This is a genomic window from Nitrobacter sp. TKz-YC01 (genome assembly GCF_047824785.1).
Taxonomy (GTDB): domain Bacteria; phylum Pseudomonadota; class Alphaproteobacteria; order Rhizobiales; family Xanthobacteraceae; genus Nitrobacter.
On sequence record NZ_CP181167.1, the window covers coordinates 2,191,820 to 2,212,456 of the forward strand.

Consider the following 20,637-nt stretch of genomic DNA (forward strand, 5'->3'; position numbering starts at 1 on the left):
GCGCCAAGAAATCGCGCCGGAAACCGAGCTTCGCAGAACTGGAATTCGTAAAAGAAACGCATTTGTGTTGCGACATCGTCAAACCATGCGTGTACCGTACCTGAAAATCCAGGCCGATTAATCTCAAAAGGAGGTCACGATGCCAGCGTTTGCTGAAGTCCGGTCGACCGCCCTGCTCCATTCCTCGCCTCATGGAAGCGATCTTCCGGCGTGCCCGGTTTGCGCCGACTCGATGATCGCAGCGGAGGCATCCGCATACTTGCCGGACAATGTCATCGGCCACTTGTGGAGTTGCGACACGTGCGGGTACGGCTTCGTCACCAAGCATGTCGTCCAACGGATCGCCTGCAACTGACATGATCCTCTCCGGCGCCGTCAGGCATCAGCGCGTGGCGATGTCGCCGCGCGCCCAGCCTTCGCATGTCTGCTCCCTGAACTGCTGAAAGGCTCTCGCGGCGATCGCCGAGCGCATCGCCTGCATGAGGCCTTGATAATAGGCGATGTTGATGCCTGAGAGCAGCATCGCGCCCAGCGTTTCGCCCGAGCGAACCAGATGGTGCAGATAGGCGCGGGAATAATCGCGCGCCGCCGGCCATGAACTCTCTTCATCGAGCGGACGCGGATCATCGGCGTGGCGCGCGTTGCGAAGGTTGATCTGACCGAAACGGGTGAAGGCCATGCCGTGACGCCCGTTACGCGTCGGCATGACACAGTCGAACATATCGATGCCGCGCGCGACCGCTTCCAGCAGATCGTGCGGCGTCCCCACGCCCATCAGATATCGCGGCCTTTCCACCGGCAACCACGGCACGGTTTCCTCGATCATCGCGAGCATGGTGGCCTGAGGTTCGCCGACCGCGAGACCGCCGATGGCGTAGCCGTGGAAACCGATCCCGGTCAGCCCGCACGCGCTCGCGCGCCGCAGTTCCGGGCTGTCCCCACCCTGAACGATGCCGAACAGCATGTCGGCGGCGGGGGCGCCCTCGAAGGCGCGCCTGCTGCGCTCGGCCCAGCGCAGCGAGAGCTGCATGGCGCGCTCGATCTCGCCGCGCTCCGCCGGCAGACGCACGCATTCGTCGAGTTGCATCGCGATGTCGGAGCCGAGCAGCCGCTGAACTTCGACGGCGCGTTCAGGCGTGAGTTCGATCACAGCGCCGTCGATATGGGATCGAAACGTCACGCCCTGCTCTTTCACCTTACGCAACTGCGCCAGCGACATCACCTGGAAGCCGCCGGAATCGGTCAGCATGGGTCCGCCCCACGTGGTAAAATTTTGCAGGCCTCCGAGTTCGTGGATCCGCTCGGCGCCGGGCCGCAGCATCAGGTGATAGGTGTTGCCGAGCACGATGTCGGCCCCGGCATCGCGCACCTCCTGCCATTGCAGGCCCTTCATCGCGCCTTGCGTGCCGACCGGCATGAACGCCGGCGTTCGCACCGTTCCGTGAGCCGTGGCGAGAAGCCCGCTCCGGGCGTCACCGTCGCGCTCGAGAATCTCGAAATGGTTGGCGAGATTCATGCGCCCGACCGCTCCGGAAACAGCAGGCAGGCATCGCCATAGGAATAGAACCGGTAGCCTGCCGCGATCGCGTGAGCATAAGCCTGTTTCATGGTTTCAAGACCGCTGAAGGCGGAGACCAGCATGAACAGCGTCGATCGCGGCAGATGAAAATTCGTCATCAGGATATCGACCGCGCGAAAGCGAAAACCCGGCGTGATGAATATCGCGGTCTCCCCCGTGAACGGCTTGATCCGGCCGCCATCATCCACCGCACTTTCCAAAAGCCGCAGCGATGTCGTACCAACCGCGACGATCCGGCCGCCGCGCGACCGCGCCGTGTTCAGTGCGTCGGCGGTCTCCTTGGATATCGTGCCCCATTCCGAATGCATCCGGTGCCCGGCGGTGTCATCGACCTTTACCGGAAGAAACGTACCCGCGCCGACATGCAGGGTGATCCGATGAAGATCCACGCCGCGATCACGCAGCGCCGCCTCGATCTCCGGCGTGAAATGCAGACCCGCAGTGGGCGCCGCGACCGCGCCCTCATGAGCCGCGAACATGGTCTGGTAATCTGCCGCATCGCGATCGTCGGGTGCGCGCTTCGAAGCAATATAGGGCGGCAGCGGCGTTGAGCCCAGTTCGGCGATGGCCTGGTCCAGCATCGGCCCGTGAAACGAGAAGGCGAACGTCACTTCGCCCTCCTCGCCCTTGCTTTCGACCCGCGCGTCGAGATGCCCCAGCAAGCACACCCGTCCCTCGGTGCCGAAACGAACGATGTCTCCCGCCATGAGCTTCCTGGCCGACCTGACCAACGCGCTCCAGCGAGAACCGTCGAGGCGCTTGATCAGCGTTGCGTCGATCCTCGGTTCCGCCTCGCGACCGATACGGCGGCCACGCAACTGAGCGGCGATGACACGCGTATCATTCACGACGAGCTGATCACCTGGCCGCAACCATTCCGGAAGATCGCTCACCCGCTGGTCGCGCACACCGGGCCCGGGCCGCACCACGAGCATCCGCGCGGAATCGCGCGGGCTCGCCGGGCGCAGCGCAATGCTCTCGGCCGGCAGCTCGAAATCGAAGAGATCGGTTAGCATGGAATGATCAAGCTATGGCGTTGTGAGCGAAATGGATGACCTGTTCGCGTGAAGGAACGCGTCAAACATAAAGATAGAGTCCTTCACGGCTTCCATGAAGCGGTGAAGGACTCTATCGGTAACTCGTCACTGACCCTGCCGGCCCGAAACGTCAATGGCCGGAACATATCCGGCCATCGCACGTCGGTCTGAAGAACAGGAACAGCGTCTCAGGCCGCGTCCGCCGCTATGCTGGCCTTGACGATCTTGTCGGGATTTTGCACCGGCTCGCCGCGCTTGATCTTGTCGACATTCTCCATGCCTTCGATCACCTTGCCCCAGACGGTGTACTGGCCGTCCAGGAAGGAGGCATTGTCGAAGCAGATGAAGAACTGGCTGTCACCCGAATCCGGGCTTTGCGCCCGCGCCATGGACGCGGTGCCGCGCACATGTGGCTCCCTGTTGAACTCGGCCTTCAGTTTCTGGCCGGAGCCGCCCATGCCGGTGCCTTGCGGGCATCCGGTCTGCGCCATGAAGCCGTCGATGACACGGTGGAATACAATGCCGTCATAGAACCCTTCACGCACCAGTTCCTTGATCCGCGCGACATGGCCAGGAGCAAGATCAGGACGCATCTCGATCTTCACGGGGCCCTGGGTTGTTTCGAGGATCAAAGTGTTTTCGCTGTCAGCCATGCTTTTCTCTTTCCGTTTGTAAGGGGTTCGTCCGTTTTTACTTGATGTCGGAAGCAACCTGAACCTTCAGCATCTTGTCCGGGTCGGTGACGGTGCCGCTGCTCGAACCGGCGGGCGCCTTCTTCAACTTGTCCACCACGTCCATGCCCGAGACAACATCGCCCACAACGGTATATTTGCCGTTGAGGAAGGAGGCGTCGGCGAAGCAGATGAAGAATTGCGAGTTCGCCGAGTCCGGACTTCCCGCGCGCGCCATTCCGACCACGCCGCGCTTGAACGGCACGCTGGAGAACTCGGCCTGAAGGTTCGGATATTTCGAGCCGCCGGTGCCGTTGAAGTTCTTGCCATCGCCCGTCTGCGCCATGAAGCCATCCATGACCCGATGGAACGGCACGTTGTTGTAAAAGCCGTCACGAGCGAGTTGCTTGATGCGCTCGGCATGCTTGGGCGCGATGTCGGTCCGCAGCTTGATGATGATCTGTCCCTTCGTGCTGTCGATCACGATCGCGTTCTGCTTGTCGAGACCGGCCGGCAATGGCTGCGCGAAAGCGGGGACCGCGAACATCAGCGCGGCGACGAGGCCAAAAATTCTAATCATGACAACTCCGGATCTGAGGAAAATCGGTTCATTCAACCGGCGAATTTGGTCTTGAGCCTGGATGCGACCAGCTGCGGAACGAAAGCCGACACATCGCCGCCCATGGTTGCGATCTGGCGCACCAGTGTGGCGGTGATCGGGCGGACGCCGGGCGAAGCCGGAACGAACACCGTATGCACGTTGGGAGCCATCGTCTCGTTCATGCCGGCGATCTGCATTTCATAGTCGAGATCGGTGCCGTCGCGCAGGCCCCGAACCAGAATCGTGGCGCCGGCCTTATGCGCTGCGGCGACCGTCAGATCGTCATACGTCGCGCAATCAAAAGCGCAGCCGGCTTCGACCGCAACCGGTTCGAACACCGAGCGCGCCATCGCGAGGCGCTCATCCGCCGAAAACAGAGGCGTCTTGGCGGGATGAACGCCGACAGCCACGATCAGCCGGTCACACAGGACGACGGCATGTCTGACGACATCGAGATGGCCGTTGGTGACGGGGTCGAACGATCCCGGATAGAGCGCGACGCGTGGCATCGTCCCCCTCTAGAGCATGATCCCGAAAAGTGGAAACCGGTTTTCGGATAAGATCATGCTCAAACAAAAAGATAAGCGACGGGTCTGATTCAACGCAGTTGGATCAGACTCTAGAGCCTTTCCGTTTCTGATCAAATCAGAAACAGGCTCTATGATTTTGATTTAACACGTTTTCTTCACGCGAACCGGATTCCACTTCGCTCGAAAACGCTATAGCGCGCCTGTTCTGAGGCCGCAAGCTAAGCGGGTTCCGCAATAATCGAAGCGGCGGCCGATATTTATTTCCGGGCGCCGATCGAACCGGGACCGGGGTGTGCGCGTCTTATCCATATGGGGCCGAGGCAACTGAAATCATTACGGATTCAGGCTCTGTTTCGTTTCAAGAACCGGGACGAAACAATTCACCCGCGCGATGAAACCACTTTTGTGACGGGCGAAGACATCGCGAAACCAGGGCCGATTATCAATCCGTCCAACAAAGCGGGCCGCCAAAATCAAACGGACAGGCCCAGATCACAGGGGACCGTCATGATCAAAGCTCTTTCCGCGGTTGCGGTCGCGGCGTTCATCGCAGCCGCCCTCACCGTTCTTCCGGGTTTCGCGCCGCAGGTGTCCGCCAGCACGCCCGTTCCGCTCGCCAAGGCCGACCGGCTCGATATCCGGCCCGCAGGCGCGGTCTGCTCGCAACAGGCCTGGCCGAATTTCGACGTGTCCTGCCTTCGCGCCGCCGGCTCGAGGACGGTGGTTCGTGAAGCCCGGCTGATCACGGCAGGGCATCGCTGATCCGGATTAGGGAAAAGTCGCGCCATTATTTGATCCGGGCATGATCCTGTCCGAAAACCGGTTTTCACTTTGCGCTGGCGCGGCCCACCGGGTCGGGATCATGCCCTATCCGCCGTTGCCGTTCTCGCCGTCCTCTCGAATATGCTCGACCGACACCACGTGCTCGCCATCCGCGGTGTTGAACACGCGAACGCCTTTGGAGGCCCGGCTTGTGATGCGGATGCCTTCCACCGGCACCCGGATCAATTGCCCGCCGTCGCTCACCAGCATGATCTGGTCCGACATCTCGACCGGGAAACCAGCCACGAGATGTCCGATCTCGCCAAGCTTGGTCGGATCGGTCGCGCGGATGCCCTTGCCGCCGCGTCCGGAAACCCTGAATTCGAACGATGACGACCGTTTGCCATAGCCGTAGGTCGTGACGGTGAGCACGAACTGCTCGGCGGCACCCATCTCCACATAACGCCCTTCGGGCAGCGAGAGATCGGTATGCGCGGCCTCGTCGGCCTCGGGCGTCGCCTCCTCCGGCTCGATATCCTCGCCGGTCGCCGCGCGACGGATCGCGCCGGACTGCTTGAGATACGCGGCGCGTTCAGCCGGCGTGGCATCGAAGTGATGCAGGATCGACAGCGAGATCACCCGGTCGCCCTTGGCCAGCGCGATGCCGCGCACGCCCATCGATGTCCGGCCCGAGAACACGCGCACGTCGGTGACCGGGAACCGGATGCATTGACCGGCCGCGGCGGTCAGCAGCACGTCGTCGCGCTCGGTGCAGATCTGTACATCGACGATCGACTCGCCCTCGCCGAGTTTCATCGCGATGATGCCGGAGCGCCGGACATCGACGAAATCGGAGAGCTTGTTGCGGCGGACCGTTCCGCTGGTGGTCGCGAACATGACGTCCAGCTCGGCCCAGGACGATTCATCCTCCGGCAGCGGCATGATGGTGGTGATGCGCTCGCCCTGGTCGAGCGGCAGGATGTTGATCAGCGCCTTGCCGCGGGCATTGGGGGCCGCCATCGGCAACCGCCAGACCTTTTCCTTGTAGACCTGGCCGCGCGACGAGAAGAACAGCACCGGCGTATGGGTCGACGCGACGAACAGCCGGCTGACGAAATCCTCATCCCTCGTCTGCATTCCGGAGCGGCCTTTGCCGCCACGCTTCTGCGCGCGATAGGTCGATAGCGGCACCCGCTTGACATAGCCTGCGTGCGAGACGGTCACGACCATATCCTCGCGCTGGATCAGGTCCTCGTCCTCGACCTCGCCCTCCTGCTCGACGATAACGGTCCGGCGCGGAGTGGCGAATTCGGACTTCACCGCGCCAAGCTCGGTCTTGATGATCGCCTGTACGCGCGCGCGCGATCGCAGGATGTCCAGATAGTCAGCGATCTCGATGGCGAGCTTGTCGAGTTCCTCCGAGATTTCCTCGCGGCCGAGCGCGGTCAGGCGCTGCAGGCGCAGGTCGAGAATGGCTTTCGCCTGCTCCATCGACAGCCGCGCCGTGCCGTCCGGCGACACGCGGTGGCGCGGATCATCGATCAGCGTGATCATCGCCGCGACATCCTTTGCCGGCCAGTCGCGCGACATCAACGTCTCGCGCGCGGCGTTGGGATCCGGCGACTCCCTGATAACGCGGATGATCTCGTCGATGTTGGCGACGGCGATCGCAAGACCGACCAGGATGTGGGCGCGATCGCGAGCCTTGTTGAGCAGGAACTTGGTGCGGCGCGTGACGACCTGCTCGCGGAACGCGATGAACAGGGTCAGCAGGTCTTTCAGGTTCATGACCTGCGGACGGCCCGCATCCAGCGCTACCATGTTGGCGCCGAAGTTGGTCTGCAGCGGCGTGTACTTGTAAAGCTGATTGAGCACGATCTCCGGAACGGCGTCGCGCTTCAGCTCCACGACGACGCGAAACCCTTCGCGATCGGACTCGTCGCGCAAATCCGAGATGCCGTCGATCTTCTTCTCGCGCACCAGCTCGGCGATGCGCTCGACCATGCTGGCCTTGTTGACCTGATAGGGGATCTCCGAAACCACGATCGCCTCGCGATCCTTGCGGATGGTATCGATCGACACCTTGCCGCGCATCACGATCGATCCCCGGCCGAGGTGATAGGCCGAGCGGATGCCCTGCCGTCCGAGGATGATGCCGCCGGTCGGGAAGTCCGGACCCGGAATGATCTTGATGAGGTCGTCGATCCCAAGCGCGGGATCGTCGATCAGCGCCACGCAGGCGTCGATGACTTCGCCGAGATTGTGCGGCGGGATGTTGGTCGCCATGCCGACGGCAATGCCGCCGGCGCCGTTGACCAGAAGGTTTGGGAATTTCGCCGGAAGAACCGACGGTTCTTTCTCGCTGTTATCGTAGTTGGGCTGGAAATCGACGGTGTCCTTGTCGATGTCGTCGAGCAGCGATTGCGCGATCTTGGTGAGGCGGGATTCGGTGTAGCGCATCGCCGCCGCCATATCGCCGTCCACCGAGCCGAAATTGCCCTGCCCGTCGATCAGCGGCACGCGCATCGAGAAGTCCTGCGCCATCCGCACGAGCGCGTCATAAACCGACTGGTCGCCGTGAGGATGGTACTTACCGATGACGTCGCCGACGGTGCGCGCCGACTTGCGGTAGGGCTTGTTCCACTCGAAACCGTTCTCATACATCGCGTAGAGAATGCGACGATGGACCGGCTTGAGGCCGTCGCGCGCATCCGGCAACGCGCGCGCCACGATCACGCTCATCGCGTAATCGAGATAGCTGCGTTTCATCTCGTCGAGGATGGAAACGGGCCGAATGCCCGAAGGCGCCGGCGGCTCCTCAGGCTTGGTGTCTTCGATATCTGACAAAGAAGGATTCCGGTCGGTTTCTGCTTGGAATCGTATAGCCTATCAAGGCTCCGAAAACCACCTTCGGCAGTCGCCCAAGGCGGTTTTTTCCCGTCGTTCTTTCAGGTACTTATAAGCCATAACGGCAACCAGAATCTGACGGTGGAACGGTGCTGCTGGACTACGCGCTGACGACCTTCGCGACGCTGATGGTGGTGGTCGATCCGATCGGTCTGGCCCCGGTGTTCCTGTCGATCACCCAGGGCCTGCCGAAGGCTGCCCGGCGCGGCATCGGCTGGCGCGCCTCGGCTATAGCCGCCGCCATCCTGGTGGCGACGGCGCTCGGCGGCACATGGCTCCTCGCCCGGCTCGGAATCGGCCTCCCCGCCTTTCGCATTTCCGGCGGCCTCCTGCTGTTCGTGGTCGCGTTCGAGATGGTGCTGGGTGTCCGCCCGGCGCGAGAGGCCCAGCAGGCGACCCAGGCGGCGGAGGAGCACGCGCGGAATATCGCGGCTTTTCCGCTGGCTATCCCGATGGTCGCGGGTCCGGGGGCGATCACAGCCACGCTGCTGCTGGCCGGTCGCGCGGCGGATCAGCCGGTTCAACTGATAGCGCTGATCGCCATCATCATCGCGGTCGCCGCCATTTGCGGCCTCACATTCGCGTTGGCGGGGCGCGTGGCCGGCGCGCTCGGGCATACCGGCAATGTCGTGCTGTCGCGATTGCTCGGCGTCGTACTGGCCGCTCTCGCCGTCCAGTTCGTCATCGATGGCATTCGCGAGGCGTTCGGCTGAAAAGAGCACCAGTGAACGTCGCGTCCGCGCGTCAGGCTGGCCTGACCGGCAGCCACGCTACCGATGAAATCAGAAGCGGCGCTCTATGATATTTATTTAACGCGTTTTCTTCACGCGAACCGGTATCCCCTTTGCTCGAAAACGCTATAGCGGCGGCCGGTCAAATAGAATCAGCGCCGCCGCTCCAGTTAATTGATCGAGCATCGGATTTATCCCGAAACCGGTTCCCACTTTCGGGTCCGATGCTCTATATCCCTTGATCCCGATGCTTTGTCTTCAAGCGAACGGGATCCATCGTCGGGTCAAGCCCGAGGACACGCTTCGCTCGAAGCGGGTCAGGATTCTGCCGGGGCGGCACCGCCGCTGCTTGAATTATCGCTTTCCGCCTCCAAGGGCAGGACCAGCGCCAGTTCGAGATCGCCCGCTTCGAGCGGATCCTCGTCGTCGCGCAAAGCCGGATCGTCTGACGGCGTTGGAACGCTGAACCCGCCCGGCAGACGGGAATCCAGCAGGCCCGTTCCCTTCAATTCTTCCAGGCCCGGCAGGTCGCCGAGGTTTTCGAGGCTGAACTGGGACAGAAACGCCTCGGTCGTCCCGAAGGTGAGCGGGCGGCCCGGTGTCTTGCGGCGTCCGCGCGGCTTGATCCACCCGGTCTCCAGCAGCACATCCAGCGTGCCCTTGGAGGTCACGACGCCCCGGATTTCCTCGATCTCCGCGCGGGTCACGGGCTGATGATAGGCGATGATGGCCAGCACCTCGATCGCCGCGCGCGACAGGCGCCGTGTCTCCGTGCTTTCCCGCGTCATCAGCCAGGCCAGATCGCCCGCCGTGCGGAACGTCCACTTGTTGGCGATTCGCACCAGGTTGACGCCCCGAGACGCGTAGTCCGCCTGCAACCGGGCAAGAGCCGATTTGATGTCGACGCCATCGGGCATCCGCTTGGCCAGCGCCGCCTGATCCAACGGCTCGGCGGAAGCGAACAGCAGCGCCTCCAGCAAGCGCAATTCCTCGGGCCGCGCCGCGGGCTGCTCCGATAGAGGTTCCTCGAACTGCTCCACGCGCATTTCCGCCAGGCTTGCCATCGCTCGGTCTCCTTCTTCCAATTACTGCACCGGGGTGTCCGGTCCCGCCGTCGGATCGGGTGACGGCTGCGGCGCACGCTTGCGAAAATAAAGCGGCGCGAAGGCCTCTTTCTGATTCAGATCCATGACGCCCTCGCGCACCAGTTCGAGAGCGGATGCAAAACTCGACGCGAATATGGTGGCGCGCTGCGCCGGATCGATGACAAACGTCATCAGATACTCGTCGAGACAGCCCCAATCCTCACCGGAGAGACCGACCAGACGCTCAAGCGAGGCGCGTGCTTCGCTCAACGACCAGACCGTGCGCTTGGCCAAGTGAACGGTCGTCAATACGCGCTGCTGACGCTGCACGGCATAGGCGGACAGCAGGTCGAACAAGGTCGCGGTGAATTTCGGATGCCGGATCTCGGCGATCGACTCGGGATTTCCGCGCGGAAAGATGTCGCGTCCCAGCTGCTGACGATTCATCAGGCGGTTGGACGCCTCGCGGATGGCCTCAAGCCGACGCAGGCGGTTGGCGAGCGCCGCCGCCATCTCGCCCGCGCTGGGTCCATCCGGGGTCGGCGGTTCCGGCAACAGCAATCGCGATTTCAGGAAGGCCAGCCACGCCGCCATCACCAGATAGTCGGCGGCCAGTTCGAGACGAATCTTGCGCGCCGCCTCGACAAAAACGAGATATTGATCCGCGAGCGCCAGAATGGAGATTTTCGACAGGTCGACCTTCTGCTGCCGCGCAAGCGCGAGCAACAAGTCCAGCGGGCCCTCATAGCCCTCGACATCGACCACGAGCGCCACCTCGTCGGGGACGACGCGCTCCGTCGGGCGGCCGGTTTCGAACGAAAGAATTTCCGCGCTCATGCGCTCGCGGCTCCGATCAATGCGTCGAGTTCCGCCCAAGCCGCTTCGCGGTCGAACGGTTGCGGCGGCTTGCGCGCGGCCAGGGCCTGCTCGGCGCGGTCCAGCTCGGCTCCCGACAGTTCCGGAGTTTCGCCGGCGACCTGCCGCATCTCGTCCAGCCTGCCGTTGCAGTGCAGGACCATGTCGCACCCGGCCGCGACGATCGCCCTCGTCCGCTGGGCGATCGAGCCCGACAACGCATTCATCGACACGTCATCACTCATCAACAATCCCTGAAATCCGATCGAGCCGCGAATCACCTGCTCTATGATTGTCGCAGATGTTGTCGCCGGTTGGGTGGCATCAATCGCACTGAACACAACATGTGCGGTCATCGCCATCGGAAGGTCGGAAAGTAGACGAAATGCAGTGAAATCAACGGCCTCAAGCTCGTCTTTCAAGGTATCCACGACCGGGAGCCGGTGATGGGTGTCCGCGGTCGCCCGTCCATGACCCGGAATATGCTTGAGCACCGGCAGAACACCGCCCTGCTCCAGCCCCTCGGCAACGGCCCGCGCGATGACTGCGACCTTATGAGGGTCGGTCCCATAAGCGCGATCACCGATGACGGCATCCGCGCCCGGCACCGGAACATCCGCCAGCGGCAGGCAGTCCACCGTGATGCCGAGATCGGCGAGATCGGCCGCGATCAGCTGCGCGCTGAGCCGAGCGGCCTTCAGTCCCGCGGCCTGATCGCGGTCATAGAGGGCGCCGAACGTCGCGCCCGCCGGATAGACGGGCCAATGCGGCGGCCCCAACCGCTGCACGCGGCCGCCTTCCTGATCGATCAGGACGGGCGCATCACTATCCCCGACCGCCTCTCGAAACTCCTGAACCAGGCGCGCCACTTGCAGAGGATTGTCGACGTTCCTCTTGAACAGGATGAAACCCCACGGCCGCTCCGCGCGCAGAAATTCGCGCTCCTCAGTTGTCAGGCTCAGGCCTGACGCTCCCATGATGAATGCGCGCGTGCTCATGTCGGCCGATTAGCTCTCACCGGCCGCGATGGTCAAGGAAACGGCCGTTAATTCCTTTGGACGACGCACTGTCCGCCGGCGGATTTGAGGCTTCCGCAGAAGCGCGAAGCCTCGCCGGACGAAGCGAACGGCCCGACCATGGCGCGATAGTAGACGCCCTTGGCGCCGAGGTCGGCGCGTTTGATCACAGGCGCGCGCGATCCCAGCATCGACGGGAATTTACCCTGCAGCACCCGGAATGACGCCTGTGCATCCGCCTCATTTCTTTGCGAGGACACCTGGACCAGGTACCCCCCGCTGCCGGACGCCTGTTGCGCCGGATTGGTCGATGCCATCCGGGCGCGCGTGTCGGCGGCCTGCGAGGATGGCGGCGGCGGCACATTTGCCCCGGGCGGGGCAGCGAGATCAGCCTGATCGCCGCGAACCGCCAGTGTCCTGACCTTGCGAGGCTCGTCACCCCCGACCGCGCTGTTGGCGACGGTCGCGGGAGGCTTGATATCCGGAGCCACGCTTGCCGCGGACGGCGGGTTGTCGTTCTGGTTCAGCGGCGGAAAAACCACACGCGGGCCCGCGTTCACGGCGCTCCTGACATCGACCGGCTGCTCTTCGCGAGACACCACCTGCTCGGTGCCGTTCTCCGCCGACATCCGGTCCTGAAGCAACTTGCCGACCGCATCACCCGAAATCGCCTGTTGAGGCACGATCTTGTTGGGTTCGGTATCGGCCCTGATGACCGGCGGCTCACCGTTCGGCGCGCTCCCGACAAAGGTGCGGTACGCATAGGCCGCGCCGGTGCCGACCACCGCGAGCGCCAGAACCGCGACCACCGTCGCCATTTTTCCGCGACGGCCGGGAGCCGGCCCATCTTCAGCCTCGCCGTAGCCGTAAGATTCACCGTAGCCGTTCTCGTCGCTGAAAGGCGCTTCCGGATAGGTCTCGCGCGGAAACTGGCCCTCATAAGCATCGTGTGGAACACGGTCGCCATACGCATAGACCGGCTGATCGTCCGGTAGATTCGCGTACCGTGCATCGTGGTAACGGTCGGGATCGTCCTGATAAGATTCCGGCTCAGGCTGCTGATGGCTGTCTGGATAAACCGCCGCGCGGCGCAGCACCGGATGCGGCGAGGATTCGAACTGCTCCGGCGAAGGATCCGGTCGGGCCATCCGCCTCTGAATCCACGATGGCGGCGCTGCTGCCGGTTCTTCTTCGATCGGTTCCTCGATCGGCGGCAGCGGCTCAAAATGGTCGACGGGATCATCCACGGGAGCTATCGGCGTTTCCCGTTTGGGCACACCGAAGGAATCGGTCTGACCAATCAGCCGCGCCAGTTCCGCAAGCGGATCCGGCTCGGGGGGAGTGGTCGCGCGATGGTCGTCGCGCCCGTAATCATCGTCCTCCGGGAAGGGCCGGTCCTGATATCGATGAGCCATCGTGATGTCGCGTCCCTTTCGGAAAGGCGCCAACTCGCTCGTTCTAAACGAAACAGCTGCCAATCAAGCCCGTCACGATCCCCTTCATGACGGCTAACCCATTATCGCATCTCGGTCGGCGCATGGACGCCGAGAACGGTAAGTCCGGATGCCAGAACAGCGACAACGCCCTGAACCAGCGCCAGCCGTGCCCTGGTTATTTGTGCATCATTATTGATAATGAAGCGTAAATGAGGCAAATCGCGCCCTTTCGTCCAAAGCGCGTGAAATTCGCTCGCGAGATCATAGAGATAGAAAGCGATCCGGTGCGGCTCGTGAGCGACCGCGGCAGCTTCGACCGTTCGCGGATAGAGCGCCAGCTTCCGCAACAGGCTGATTTCCACCGGATCGAACAACCGTTCCATGTCCGCCGTCCCGAGGAAGTCCCTTCGTGCAGCATCCGCTTCAGGAAGATCCGGGAACACCTCGCGCGCATTGCGGAAGATCGAAAAGCCGCGGGCGTGGCCGTACTGCACGTAGAAAACCGGGTTATCCTTCGACTGCTCGATGACTTTGGCAAGATCGAAATCCAACACCGCGTCATTCTTGCGGAATAGCATCATGAAGCGGACGGCGTCGGAGCCGACTTCATCGACCACTTCGCGCAACGTCACGAAATCCCCGGCGCGCTTCGACATCTTCACCGGCTCGCCGTTGCGCAACAGCTTCACGAGCTGCACGATCTTGACGTCGAGGGTTGCCTGGCCCGACGTGACCGCCTTGATCGCGGCCTGCACGCGCTTGATGTAGCCGCCGTGGTCGGCGCCCCAGACATCGACCATGTTATGAAAGCCACGGTCGAACTTGGTCTTGTGATAGGCGATGTCGGAGGCGAAGTAGGTGTAACCGCCATCCGACTTCTTCAGCGGACGATCGACGTCGTCGCCGTAGGCCGTGGCGCGGAACAAAGTCTGCTCACGATCCTCATAATCCTCCACCGGCGCGCCCTTCGGCGGCGGCAACCGGCCCTCATAGACGTCGCCCTTCTCCCGCAGGAAATCGATGGTCTCCGCGACGCGATCGGCGCGGCCTTCGATCAGCGAGCGTTCCGAGAAGAACACGTCGTGCCGGATGTTCAGCGCGGCGAGGTCGCCCCTGATCATTTCCATCATCGTGGCGATGGCTTTGGCGCGGACGGCAGGCAGCCACTCGGCTTCCGGCCTTTTCAACAGCGTGTCGCCGTGTTCGGCGGCAAGCGCCTGCCCCACGGGCTTCAGATAATCGCCGGGATAGAGCCCATCCGGAATCTCGCCGATGTCCTCACCCAGCGCCTCGCGGTAGCGCAGGAAGGCGGAGCGCGCGAGCACATCCACCTGAGCGCCAGCGTCGTTGATGTAGTATTCGCGCGCAACCTCATAGCCCGCAAACGACAACAGGCTCGCCAGCGCGTCGCCGAACACCGCGCCCCGGCAATGACCTACATGCATCGGGCCGGTCGGATTAGCGGAAACGTATTCGACGTTGACCTTTTCGCCGGCTCCGACGGCGCTGCGGCCGTAGCCCTCGCCCTCACGCAACACGTCACGCAGGACATCAAACCAGACCGGTAACTTCAGGGTGAGATTGATGAAACCGGGCCCCGCGATGTCGGCGTTATCGATCAGGTCGTCGGCGCGCAGTTTCATTACGATCTTTTCTGCAAGATCGCGTGGCTTGGCTTTGGCGTCCTTCGCCAGCACCATGGCGGCGTTGGTTGCCATATCGCCATGCGAGGCATCGCGCGGCGGCTCGACGACGATCCGCGTCAGATCCAGTCCGGGCGGCAGCGCGCCTTCTTCCGCGAGCGAGGCGCAGGCCCTGTGCACGCGCGCAAGCACATCCGCGAAAAGATGCTGCGATGGACTGGAATTGGTCATGATATCCGCGATTTGAGTGGAGCTGGAACACGCGCCGCCTAACGCAATTCCGGAGTCGAGTCAAAAAGGCGCTTGTGCTCGTTGATGGCGAAGCGATCGGTCATGCCAGCGATGAAATTGCCAATCGTGCGTGCCTTTTCGGCGTCGAACGCACAGTTGACGCCCTCCTCCGGCAGCCATTCGGCGGGAAGCGCGGCCGGATCGTCACGGTAACGCATGAACAGGTCCCGGACGATGGTTTCAGCCTCGTCCATCACCCGCATGACGCGAGGGTGGCGATACATCCTTTGCCGGAGAAACGACTTGATCCGGGCTTCGGCCTCCGCCGTCTCCGCCGGTAAGGCGATCAGCGGCGCGGAGTGCCGGCGCACATCATCGACCGATCGCGGCCGCGCCGCGGCAAGCCGTCTGCCGGTCTCGGACAGGACCGCCATGATCAGGCAGGAGATCAGTTCACGCACCAGTTCGGCGCCGCGCCGCCCGTCATCCAGCATCGGATGGCGGCGCGCGATATCGGCGATCATTCCGGCGGTTAGCGGCATCTCCTTCAAATCATCGACAGCGAACAATCCGGCGCGCAAGCCGTCGTCGATGTCGTGGGCGTCATAGGCGATGTCGTCGGCGATCGCCGCAACCTGCGCCTCGAGCGAGGCGAAGCTCCACAGCTCCAGATCGCAGGCCCGGTTGAAATCGGCGATACCCATCGGCACGCCGCCATGCTGATAACGCCCGACGGCGTTTCCCGCGGCATCGGTCAGCGGGCCGTTGTGCTTGACGATCCCCTCCAGGGTTTCCCAGGTCAGGTTGAGGCCGTCGAAATCGGGATAGCGGTGCTCCAGCAGGGTCACGATCCGCAGCGTCTGCGCATTATGGTCAAAGCCGCCATAGGGACCGAGGCAAAGGTCCAGCGCCCTTTCCCCGGCATGGCCGAACGGCGGATGGCCGAGATCGTGCGCCAGCGCCAGCGCTTCGGTCAAATCCTCATCGAGCCCGAGTTGCCGGGCCAGCGCGCGGGCGATCTGCGTCACCTCAAGGGTATGGGTGAGACGGGTCCGGAAGTGATCGCCCTCATGAGAGACGAACACCTGGGTCTTGTGCTTCAGCCGCCGGAACGCCGTCGAATGGATCACCCGGTCGCAATCGCGCCGGAACGCGCTGCGGGTCCGGCTCGGCGGCTCGTCATGCAGCCGCCCGCGGCTGCGGTCGGGCTCGCTGGCGAAGGGCGCACGCGGGGCTGCCATTCCAACTGCCACGGCGCTCTGCCCCTTCCGTTCGTTTGATTCCACCGTCCCGGGCACTTAACTATGGCTTGCGGGCGATTCAAAATATTGGACAATGTCCGCGATCGCATATGGAGTCGCAGGATGACAGAAGCCAACATCACCGTCAGCGAGCGCGCGGCGCGGCGGATCAGAGAAATCCTGAAATCCGAAGGTGATGGCGCGATGCTGCGCATCAGCGTCGAAGGCGGCGGCTGCTCAGGCTTTCAGTACAAATTCGACATCGAACGCGCCAAGGCCGACGATGATCTGGTGATCGCGCGCGATTCCGCGGTCGTGCTGGTCGATCCAGCCTCCGTCCCGTTCCTGAGCGGGTCCGAAGTCGATTTCGTGGACGACCTGATCGGAGCATCGTTCCGGGTAGTCAATCCGAACGCCACCGCCTCCTGCGGCTGCGGCACCAGTTTTTCGATTTAGGCTTCCATACCACGCGCGGGTTTGACCCGCTTGTCCATCGAAGCAAGACCTTCGCGCCGGATACCCGTTCGGATCGGGAATCACCTGCGGGACCGCCTCATGCGCATAGCCACCTGGAACGTCAATTCGGTCCGGCAGCGACTGGATCACCTGATCTCCTGGCTGGGAGAGACCTCGCCGGACGTGGTCTGCCTTCAGGAGATCAAATGCGTCGACGAGCAGTTTCCTCGCGAAGCCATTGAGGCGCTTGGCTACAATGTGGTGACGCACGGCCAGAAGACCTTCAACGGGGTGGCGCTGCTATCGAAATTCCCGTTCGACGAGACCCGGCCTCGGCTGGCGGGCGATGACGGCGACGCGCAGTCGCGATTTCTCGAAGGCGTCGTCACCCTCAAGCACGGCGTCGTGCGCGTCGCCTGCCTCTATCTGCCCAACGGCAACCCAGCGAATACCGAGAAATATCCATACAAACTCAAGTGGATATCGCGCCTTGTTGAGTACTCAAGGGAACGATTGAAAAGCGAGGAAACCTTCATACTCGCCGGCGATTTCAACGTCATCCCCGCGCCGTGCGACGTCTACAATCCCGCCGCATGGATCGATGATGCCCTGTTCCGCCCGCAGACACGGCAGGCGTTCCAGACGCTGCTCGGGCTGGGCCTGACCGACGCCGTACGCGCGGTGTCGGATGCCGCCGAAGAATACACCTTCTGGGATTATCAGGCTGGCGCCTGGCAAAAGAACAACGGCTTGCGGATTGATCATCTGCTGCTGTCGCCACAGGCCAGCGACCGCCTCGGCGGAGCAGGAATTGACCGTCATGTACGCGGCTGGGAAAAAGCGTCCGACCATGTCCCGGTCTGGATCGACCTCGATCTAGAGACAGCTGGAAAGAACTAGAGCCTTTCCGCTTCTGATAGAATCAGAAGCGAGGCTCTATGATTTTGGTTTGACGCGTTTTCTTCACGCGAACCGGTATCCACTTCGCTTGAAAACGCTCTAGCGAAAAGACCCGAGCGAAGGGTGTCAGTCCCGCCGCCCCTGCACCCAGTGCTCCAGCATCTGCAGCGCCATGGCGCGATCATCCTCCGAGGCCTTCGCGATCGCCTTGTTATAGCTGTCGGCGATCCAGGTCTCCTCCGGCGCGGCCGCGTCTCGCGCCAGCGTCAGCCACATCAGGCCGCGCGCCGCCTGCCGGGGCAACAGATCACCGTTGAACAACATCCTGCCAAGCATGGCCTGCGCCTGATGCTGGCCCTTCTGCGCCGCGAGACCGAGCCAGCGGGCGCCGGACCTGACGTCGTGAGGCGCTCCGATGCCTTTCAAATAAAGCCGGGCGAGATCGTATTGCGCATCTGCGTTGCCGAAATAGGAGGCCGCGTAGGAAAACATCTCGCGCGCGCGCTCAGCGTCACGTTTGATGGCCGAATTCGGAATCCCTTGCAGATAATAGCGTCCGAGCGCGACGAACGCGTTAGCCACAACGGCGGCCTGCGGTGCCGAAGGGCTGTCCTCGGCATGAGCGTTGGCGATACGGCTGAAGTACTGGAAAGCCCGCAGATCATCCTGGGTGACGCCGTCGCCCTTGGCATACATACGCCCCAGCCGCCACTGGGCGATCGGATGCCCGCCCTCGGCCGCGTATTGCAGGGCCGTCAACGACACACTCGGCGTCGCCGCCTTCTTCAGCGCCTCAGCCCCGGCGAGGGGCGCGGAAGCCACGGGAAGCGCCGCGGCGGCTTCCTGCTCTCCGGCCACGGTTCCATCAAAGGCAAAGGCCGGGGCGCTCACGCACACCACGCTCCAAGCCAACGCCAAAACTGCTGTGCTAGCCATTCGCATTAACGCAACTTCTCGAACATCCCGCCCGTACAGGGCAGGATATGGCTAAACATCTGCCCAAACTGCCGAGCGAACTTTGCGCGCTCGCCGGATGTGGGATTGGTCGCGCCGATCCGCCATTCGGTCTTGCGGTCAGGGCGCCGGGCATAAATCAAATTTACGTCAGCACGCGGGCGAACCGCATTGCCGTGGATCCTGGCGCCGTCAGCGGTCGTGAGCTTCGCAAGGCGATGCGAATCGATCCATCGCGCGCCGGACAAGCCCGCACGGCCAGGCGCGCGCATCGGAGCCACCGCGACACGACGGCTCGACAGCCTGCCTTTGATGTCCGTCCCGACACCCATCGCGAACCCGATCCCTCCCTGCGGCCTTTTCTCCGGAAGACGCTTTCGAGGCTTTCGACCCACATGAAGCGCCAGCTTCCAGCCGACAGGTAAATTTTCAAGAAGGGGTGTGGCTAAATAGCGGCGTCTACAAGAGCCACCTGTTCGCAGGGTTAAATGATCATCCAGGTGTTGCGCCCTGGCAACAATATTGTCACAGGGCAACAACAGGCGGTTGCGGACGTGTATGGCTACATGTTCAGCGCGCGCCCGTAGGCGTCGAGCACCGCTTCCTTCATCATTTCCGAGAGTGTCGGATGCGGGAAGATGGTGTGCATCAATTCCTGCTCGGTCGTCTCCAGGTTCATCGCGACCACGTATCCCTGGATCAGTTCGGTGACCTCCGCGCCGATCATATGCGCGCCGAGCAACTGCCCGGTTTTGCGGTCGAAGATCACCTTCACCAGCCCCTGATCCTCGCCGAGCGCGATGGCCTTGCCGTTGCCCGCGAACGGAAAGCGGCCGACGCGGATGTCCCTGCCCGCCGCCTTCGCCCTGGCCTCGGTGAGGCCGACGGAGGCGATCTGCGGGTGACAATAGGTGCAGCCGGGGATCAGGCTCTTGTCCATCGGATGCGGTTTGAGATCCTTGATCGCCTCGATGCAGACGACCCCTTCGTGCTCGGCCTTGTGCGCCAGCATGGGCGGTCCCGCGACGTCCCCGATCGCATAGATGCCCGGTACGTTGGTCCTGCCGTAACCGTCGATCACGATGCAGCCGCGATCGGTTTTCACACCGAGCTTTTCCAATCCGAGATTCTCGATATTACCGACCACGCCGACCGCCGAAATCACCCGCTCGAACTCGGCGGCGACCGGCTTGCCGTCGCCCGCGTCGATGGTGGCGACGACGCTGTCGGCCTTCCTGTCGAGCTTGGTGACCTTGGTGGAGGTCATGATCTTGATGCCCTGCTTCTCGAACTGCTTGCGGGCGAGAGCCGCGATCTCCGCATCTTCGACCGGTAGGATCTGCGGCAGAACCTCCACCACGGTGACCTCGGCCCCCATGGTGCGGAAGAACGAGGCGAACTCGATGCCGATCGCGCCGGAGCCGACGACAAGCAGGGACTTCGGAATCTTCGGCGCGACCATCGCCTCGAAATAGGTCCAGACCAGCTTGCCGGCCTGCTCCAGACCGGGCAGCACGCGCGGCCGCGCGCCGGTCGCAACGACAATGTGCTTGGCCTGATAGCTGCCCTCGCCCAGTACGCCCTTGGGCGGCTCGGTCTTGATGCGCGGATCCGACGTCTTCACCGTGATCTTTCCGGGAGCATCGATCGATGCCTCGCCCCAGATCACGGTGATCTTGTTCTTCTTCATCAGAAAGCCGACGCCCTCGTTAAGGCGCTTGGAAACGCCGCGCGAACGCTGCACCACGGCGGCCGGATCATAGCTCACCTTCTCCGCCGACAGGCCGTAATCCTTGGCGTGCTGCATGTAATGGTAGATTTCCGCCGAGCGCAGCAGCGCCTTGGTCGGAATGCATCCCCAGTTCAGGCAGATGCCGCCGAGATGCTGTTTTTCGACGATCGCGGTCTTCAAACCCAGTTGCGCCGCCCGGATAGCGGCGACGTAACCGCCCGGGCCCGAGCCGATGATGATGACGTCGAAATGAGTGTCAGCCATGGCCTC

20 protein-coding genes are annotated in these 20,637 nt (G+C 62.9%); 5 read left to right on the forward strand and 15 right to left on the reverse strand.

Going from position 1 to position 20,637, the window contains the following annotated elements; all coding sequences use genetic code 11:
- Positions 1–139: 139 nt before the first annotated feature.
- Positions 140–355 carry a hypothetical protein gene (locus ACMYR2_RS10370; protein WP_347264446.1) on the forward strand — a complete coding sequence of 72 codons (216 nt, stop codon included), beginning with the start codon at positions 140–142 and terminating at the stop codon, positions 353–355.
- 27 nt (positions 356–382) lie between these two features.
- Here ACMYR2_RS10370 and tgt read toward each other — a convergent pair whose 3' ends face one another.
- From tgt to coaD, 5 genes are all read right to left on the reverse strand, one after another.
- Positions 383–1,516 (reverse strand): tRNA guanosine(34) transglycosylase Tgt, encoded by a 1,134-nt coding sequence (gene tgt / locus ACMYR2_RS10375; RefSeq protein ID WP_347264445.1) that lies wholly within the window; start codon positions 1,514–1,516, stop codon positions 383–385.
- The gene (queA, locus tag ACMYR2_RS10380; protein ID WP_347264444.1) at positions 1,513–2,595 is read right to left on the reverse strand and encodes a tRNA preQ1(34) S-adenosylmethionine ribosyltransferase-isomerase QueA; all 1,083 of its coding nucleotides are present in this window, start codon (positions 2,593–2,595) and stop codon (positions 1,513–1,515) included. Before queA ends, tgt begins: the two co-directional genes overlap by 4 nt.
- A 209-nt stretch (positions 2,596–2,804) precedes the next feature.
- A complete protein-coding gene (locus ACMYR2_RS10385; protein ID WP_347264443.1) occupies positions 2,805–3,269 on the reverse strand; it encodes a peptidylprolyl isomerase in 465 nt (154 codons plus the stop codon).
- Positions 3,270–3,306: 37 nt separating this feature from the next.
- Positions 3,307–3,867, reverse strand: coding sequence for a peptidylprolyl isomerase (locus tag ACMYR2_RS10390; protein WP_347264442.1), 561 nt, complete (start codon positions 3,865–3,867; stop codon positions 3,307–3,309).
- Positions 3,868–3,899: 32 nt separating this feature from the next.
- Positions 3,900–4,397 carry a pantetheine-phosphate adenylyltransferase gene (gene coaD / locus ACMYR2_RS10395; RefSeq protein WP_347264441.1) on the reverse strand — a complete coding sequence of 166 codons (498 nt, stop codon included), beginning with the start codon at positions 4,395–4,397 and terminating at the stop codon, positions 3,900–3,902.
- Between the two features lie 528 nt (positions 4,398–4,925).
- Here coaD and ACMYR2_RS10400 point away from each other — a divergent pair.
- The gene (locus ACMYR2_RS10400; protein WP_141383017.1) at positions 4,926–5,180 is read left to right on the forward strand and encodes a hypothetical protein; all 255 of its coding nucleotides are present in this window, start codon (positions 4,926–4,928) and stop codon (positions 5,178–5,180) included.
- Between the two features lie 105 nt (positions 5,181–5,285).
- Here ACMYR2_RS10400 and gyrA read toward each other — a convergent pair whose 3' ends face one another.
- Entirely contained in the window at positions 5,286–8,027 is a 2,742-nt protein-coding gene (gene gyrA, locus ACMYR2_RS10405; RefSeq protein ID WP_416192889.1) for a DNA gyrase subunit A, read from the reverse strand.
- A 149-nt stretch (positions 8,028–8,176) separates the two neighbouring features.
- Between gyrA and ACMYR2_RS10410 the strand changes: the two genes are divergently transcribed.
- Entirely contained in the window at positions 8,177–8,800 is a 624-nt protein-coding gene (locus ACMYR2_RS10410) for a MarC family protein (protein ID WP_347265073.1), read from the forward strand.
- 335 nt (positions 8,801–9,135) lie between these two features.
- On the opposite strand, the gene scpB is transcribed toward ACMYR2_RS10410, so the two are convergent.
- From scpB to ACMYR2_RS10440, 6 genes are all read right to left on the reverse strand, one after another.
- The gene (gene scpB, locus ACMYR2_RS10415; RefSeq protein ID WP_347265072.1) at positions 9,136–9,882 is read right to left on the reverse strand and encodes an SMC-Scp complex subunit ScpB; all 747 of its coding nucleotides are present in this window, start codon (positions 9,880–9,882) and stop codon (positions 9,136–9,138) included.
- Positions 9,883–9,903: 21 nt separating this feature from the next.
- Positions 9,904–10,740, reverse strand: coding sequence for a ScpA family protein (locus tag ACMYR2_RS10420; protein WP_347265071.1), 837 nt, complete (start codon positions 10,738–10,740; stop codon positions 9,904–9,906).
- Positions 10,737–11,756, reverse strand: a complete 1,020-nt coding sequence (gene nagZ, locus ACMYR2_RS10425) for a beta-N-acetylhexosaminidase (RefSeq protein WP_416192890.1) — start codon at positions 11,754–11,756, stop codon at positions 10,737–10,739. The genes ACMYR2_RS10420 and nagZ overlap by 4 nt, the downstream gene beginning before the upstream one ends.
- Positions 11,757–11,803: 47 nt before the next feature.
- Positions 11,804–13,189: an SPOR domain-containing protein gene (locus tag ACMYR2_RS10430; protein ID WP_347265069.1), complete on the reverse strand. Its 1,386-nt coding sequence runs from the start codon at positions 13,187–13,189 to the stop codon at positions 11,804–11,806.
- Positions 13,190–13,290: 101 nt separating this feature from the next.
- Positions 13,291–15,084, reverse strand: coding sequence for an arginine--tRNA ligase (argS, locus tag ACMYR2_RS10435; RefSeq protein ID WP_416192891.1), 1,794 nt, complete (start codon positions 15,082–15,084; stop codon positions 13,291–13,293).
- 38 nt (positions 15,085–15,122) lie between these two features.
- Positions 15,123–16,337, reverse strand: coding sequence for a deoxyguanosinetriphosphate triphosphohydrolase (locus tag ACMYR2_RS10440; RefSeq protein WP_347264166.1), 1,215 nt, complete (start codon positions 16,335–16,337; stop codon positions 15,123–15,125).
- A 111-nt stretch (positions 16,338–16,448) separates the two neighbouring features.
- On the opposite strand from ACMYR2_RS10440, the gene erpA reads away from it, so the two are divergent.
- Together erpA and xth are read left to right on the forward strand one after the other, a co-directional pair.
- A complete protein-coding gene (erpA, locus tag ACMYR2_RS10445) occupies positions 16,449–16,781 on the forward strand; it encodes an iron-sulfur cluster insertion protein ErpA (protein WP_011315066.1) in 333 nt (110 codons plus the stop codon).
- A 99-nt stretch (positions 16,782–16,880) separates the two neighbouring features.
- The gene (gene xth, locus ACMYR2_RS10450; RefSeq protein ID WP_347264167.1) at positions 16,881–17,681 is read left to right on the forward strand and encodes an exodeoxyribonuclease III; all 801 of its coding nucleotides are present in this window, start codon (positions 16,881–16,883) and stop codon (positions 17,679–17,681) included.
- A gap of 126 nt (positions 17,682–17,807) precedes the next feature.
- Here xth and ACMYR2_RS10455 read toward each other — a convergent pair whose 3' ends face one another.
- The 3 genes from ACMYR2_RS10455 to lpdA all read right to left on the reverse strand — a co-directional run bounded on the left by ACMYR2_RS10455 (position 17,808) and on the right by lpdA (position 20,631).
- Positions 17,808–18,623, reverse strand: a complete 816-nt coding sequence (locus ACMYR2_RS10455) for a tetratricopeptide repeat protein (RefSeq protein ID WP_347264168.1) — start codon at positions 18,621–18,623, stop codon at positions 17,808–17,810.
- A complete protein-coding gene (locus ACMYR2_RS10460) occupies positions 18,623–18,967 on the reverse strand; it encodes a hypothetical protein (protein WP_347264169.1) in 345 nt (114 codons plus the stop codon). The genes ACMYR2_RS10455 and ACMYR2_RS10460 overlap by 1 nt, the downstream gene beginning before the upstream one ends.
- A 230-nt stretch (positions 18,968–19,197) precedes the next feature.
- Positions 19,198–20,631, reverse strand: a complete 1,434-nt coding sequence (gene lpdA / locus ACMYR2_RS10465) for a dihydrolipoyl dehydrogenase (RefSeq protein ID WP_347264170.1) — start codon at positions 20,629–20,631, stop codon at positions 19,198–19,200.
- Between the last annotated feature and the right edge of the window lie 6 nt (positions 20,632–20,637).

What these genes read in the sequence shown, in the direction of transcription:
- tgt (WP_347264445.1), bottom strand. Translation starts at nt 1,516, where the DNA reads ATGAATCTCGCCAACCATTTCGAGATTCTCGAGCGCGACGGTGACGCC.
- ACMYR2_RS10420 (WP_347265071.1), bottom strand. Translation starts at nt 10,740, where the DNA reads ATGAGCGCGGAAATTCTTTCGTTCGAAACCGGCCGCCCGACGGAGCGC.
- ACMYR2_RS10455 (WP_347264168.1), bottom strand. Translation starts at nt 18,623, where the DNA reads ATGCGAATGGCTAGCACAGCAGTTTTGGCGTTGGCTTGGAGCGTGGTG.
- ACMYR2_RS10400 (WP_141383017.1), top strand. Translation starts at nt 4,926, where the DNA reads ATGATCAAAGCTCTTTCCGCGGTTGCGGTCGCGGCGTTCATCGCAGCC.
- queA (WP_347264444.1), bottom strand. Translation starts at nt 2,595, where the DNA reads ATGCTAACCGATCTCTTCGATTTCGAGCTGCCGGCCGAGAGCATTGCG.
- scpB (WP_347265072.1), bottom strand. Translation starts at nt 9,882, where the DNA reads ATGGCAAGCCTGGCGGAAATGCGCGTGGAGCAGTTCGAGGAACCTCTA.
- coaD (WP_347264441.1), bottom strand. Translation starts at nt 4,397, where the DNA reads ATGCCACGCGTCGCGCTCTATCCGGGATCGTTCGACCCCGTCACCAAC.
- argS (WP_416192891.1), bottom strand. Translation starts at nt 15,084, where the DNA reads ATGACCAATTCCAGTCCATCGCAGCATCTTTTCGCGGATGTGCTTGCG.
- erpA (WP_011315066.1), top strand. Translation starts at nt 16,449, where the DNA reads ATGACAGAAGCCAACATCACCGTCAGCGAGCGCGCGGCGCGGCGGATC.
- xth (WP_347264167.1), top strand. Translation starts at nt 16,881, where the DNA reads ATGCGCATAGCCACCTGGAACGTCAATTCGGTCCGGCAGCGACTGGAT.
- ACMYR2_RS10370 (WP_347264446.1), top strand. Translation starts at nt 140, where the DNA reads ATGCCAGCGTTTGCTGAAGTCCGGTCGACCGCCCTGCTCCATTCCTCG.
- ACMYR2_RS10385 (WP_347264443.1), bottom strand. Translation starts at nt 3,269, where the DNA reads ATGGCTGACAGCGAAAACACTTTGATCCTCGAAACAACCCAGGGCCCC.
- ACMYR2_RS10390 (WP_347264442.1), bottom strand. Translation starts at nt 3,867, where the DNA reads ATGATTAGAATTTTTGGCCTCGTCGCCGCGCTGATGTTCGCGGTCCCC.
- ACMYR2_RS10430 (WP_347265069.1), bottom strand. Translation starts at nt 13,189, where the DNA reads ATGGCTCATCGATATCAGGACCGGCCCTTCCCGGAGGACGATGATTAC.
- ACMYR2_RS10460 (WP_347264169.1), bottom strand. Translation starts at nt 18,967, where the DNA reads ATGGGTGTCGGGACGGACATCAAAGGCAGGCTGTCGAGCCGTCGTGTC.
- lpdA (WP_347264170.1), bottom strand. Translation starts at nt 20,631, where the DNA reads ATGGCTGACACTCATTTCGACGTCATCATCATCGGCTCGGGCCCGGGC.
- nagZ (WP_416192890.1), bottom strand. Translation starts at nt 11,756, where the DNA reads ATGAGCACGCGCGCATTCATCATGGGAGCGTCAGGCCTGAGCCTGACA.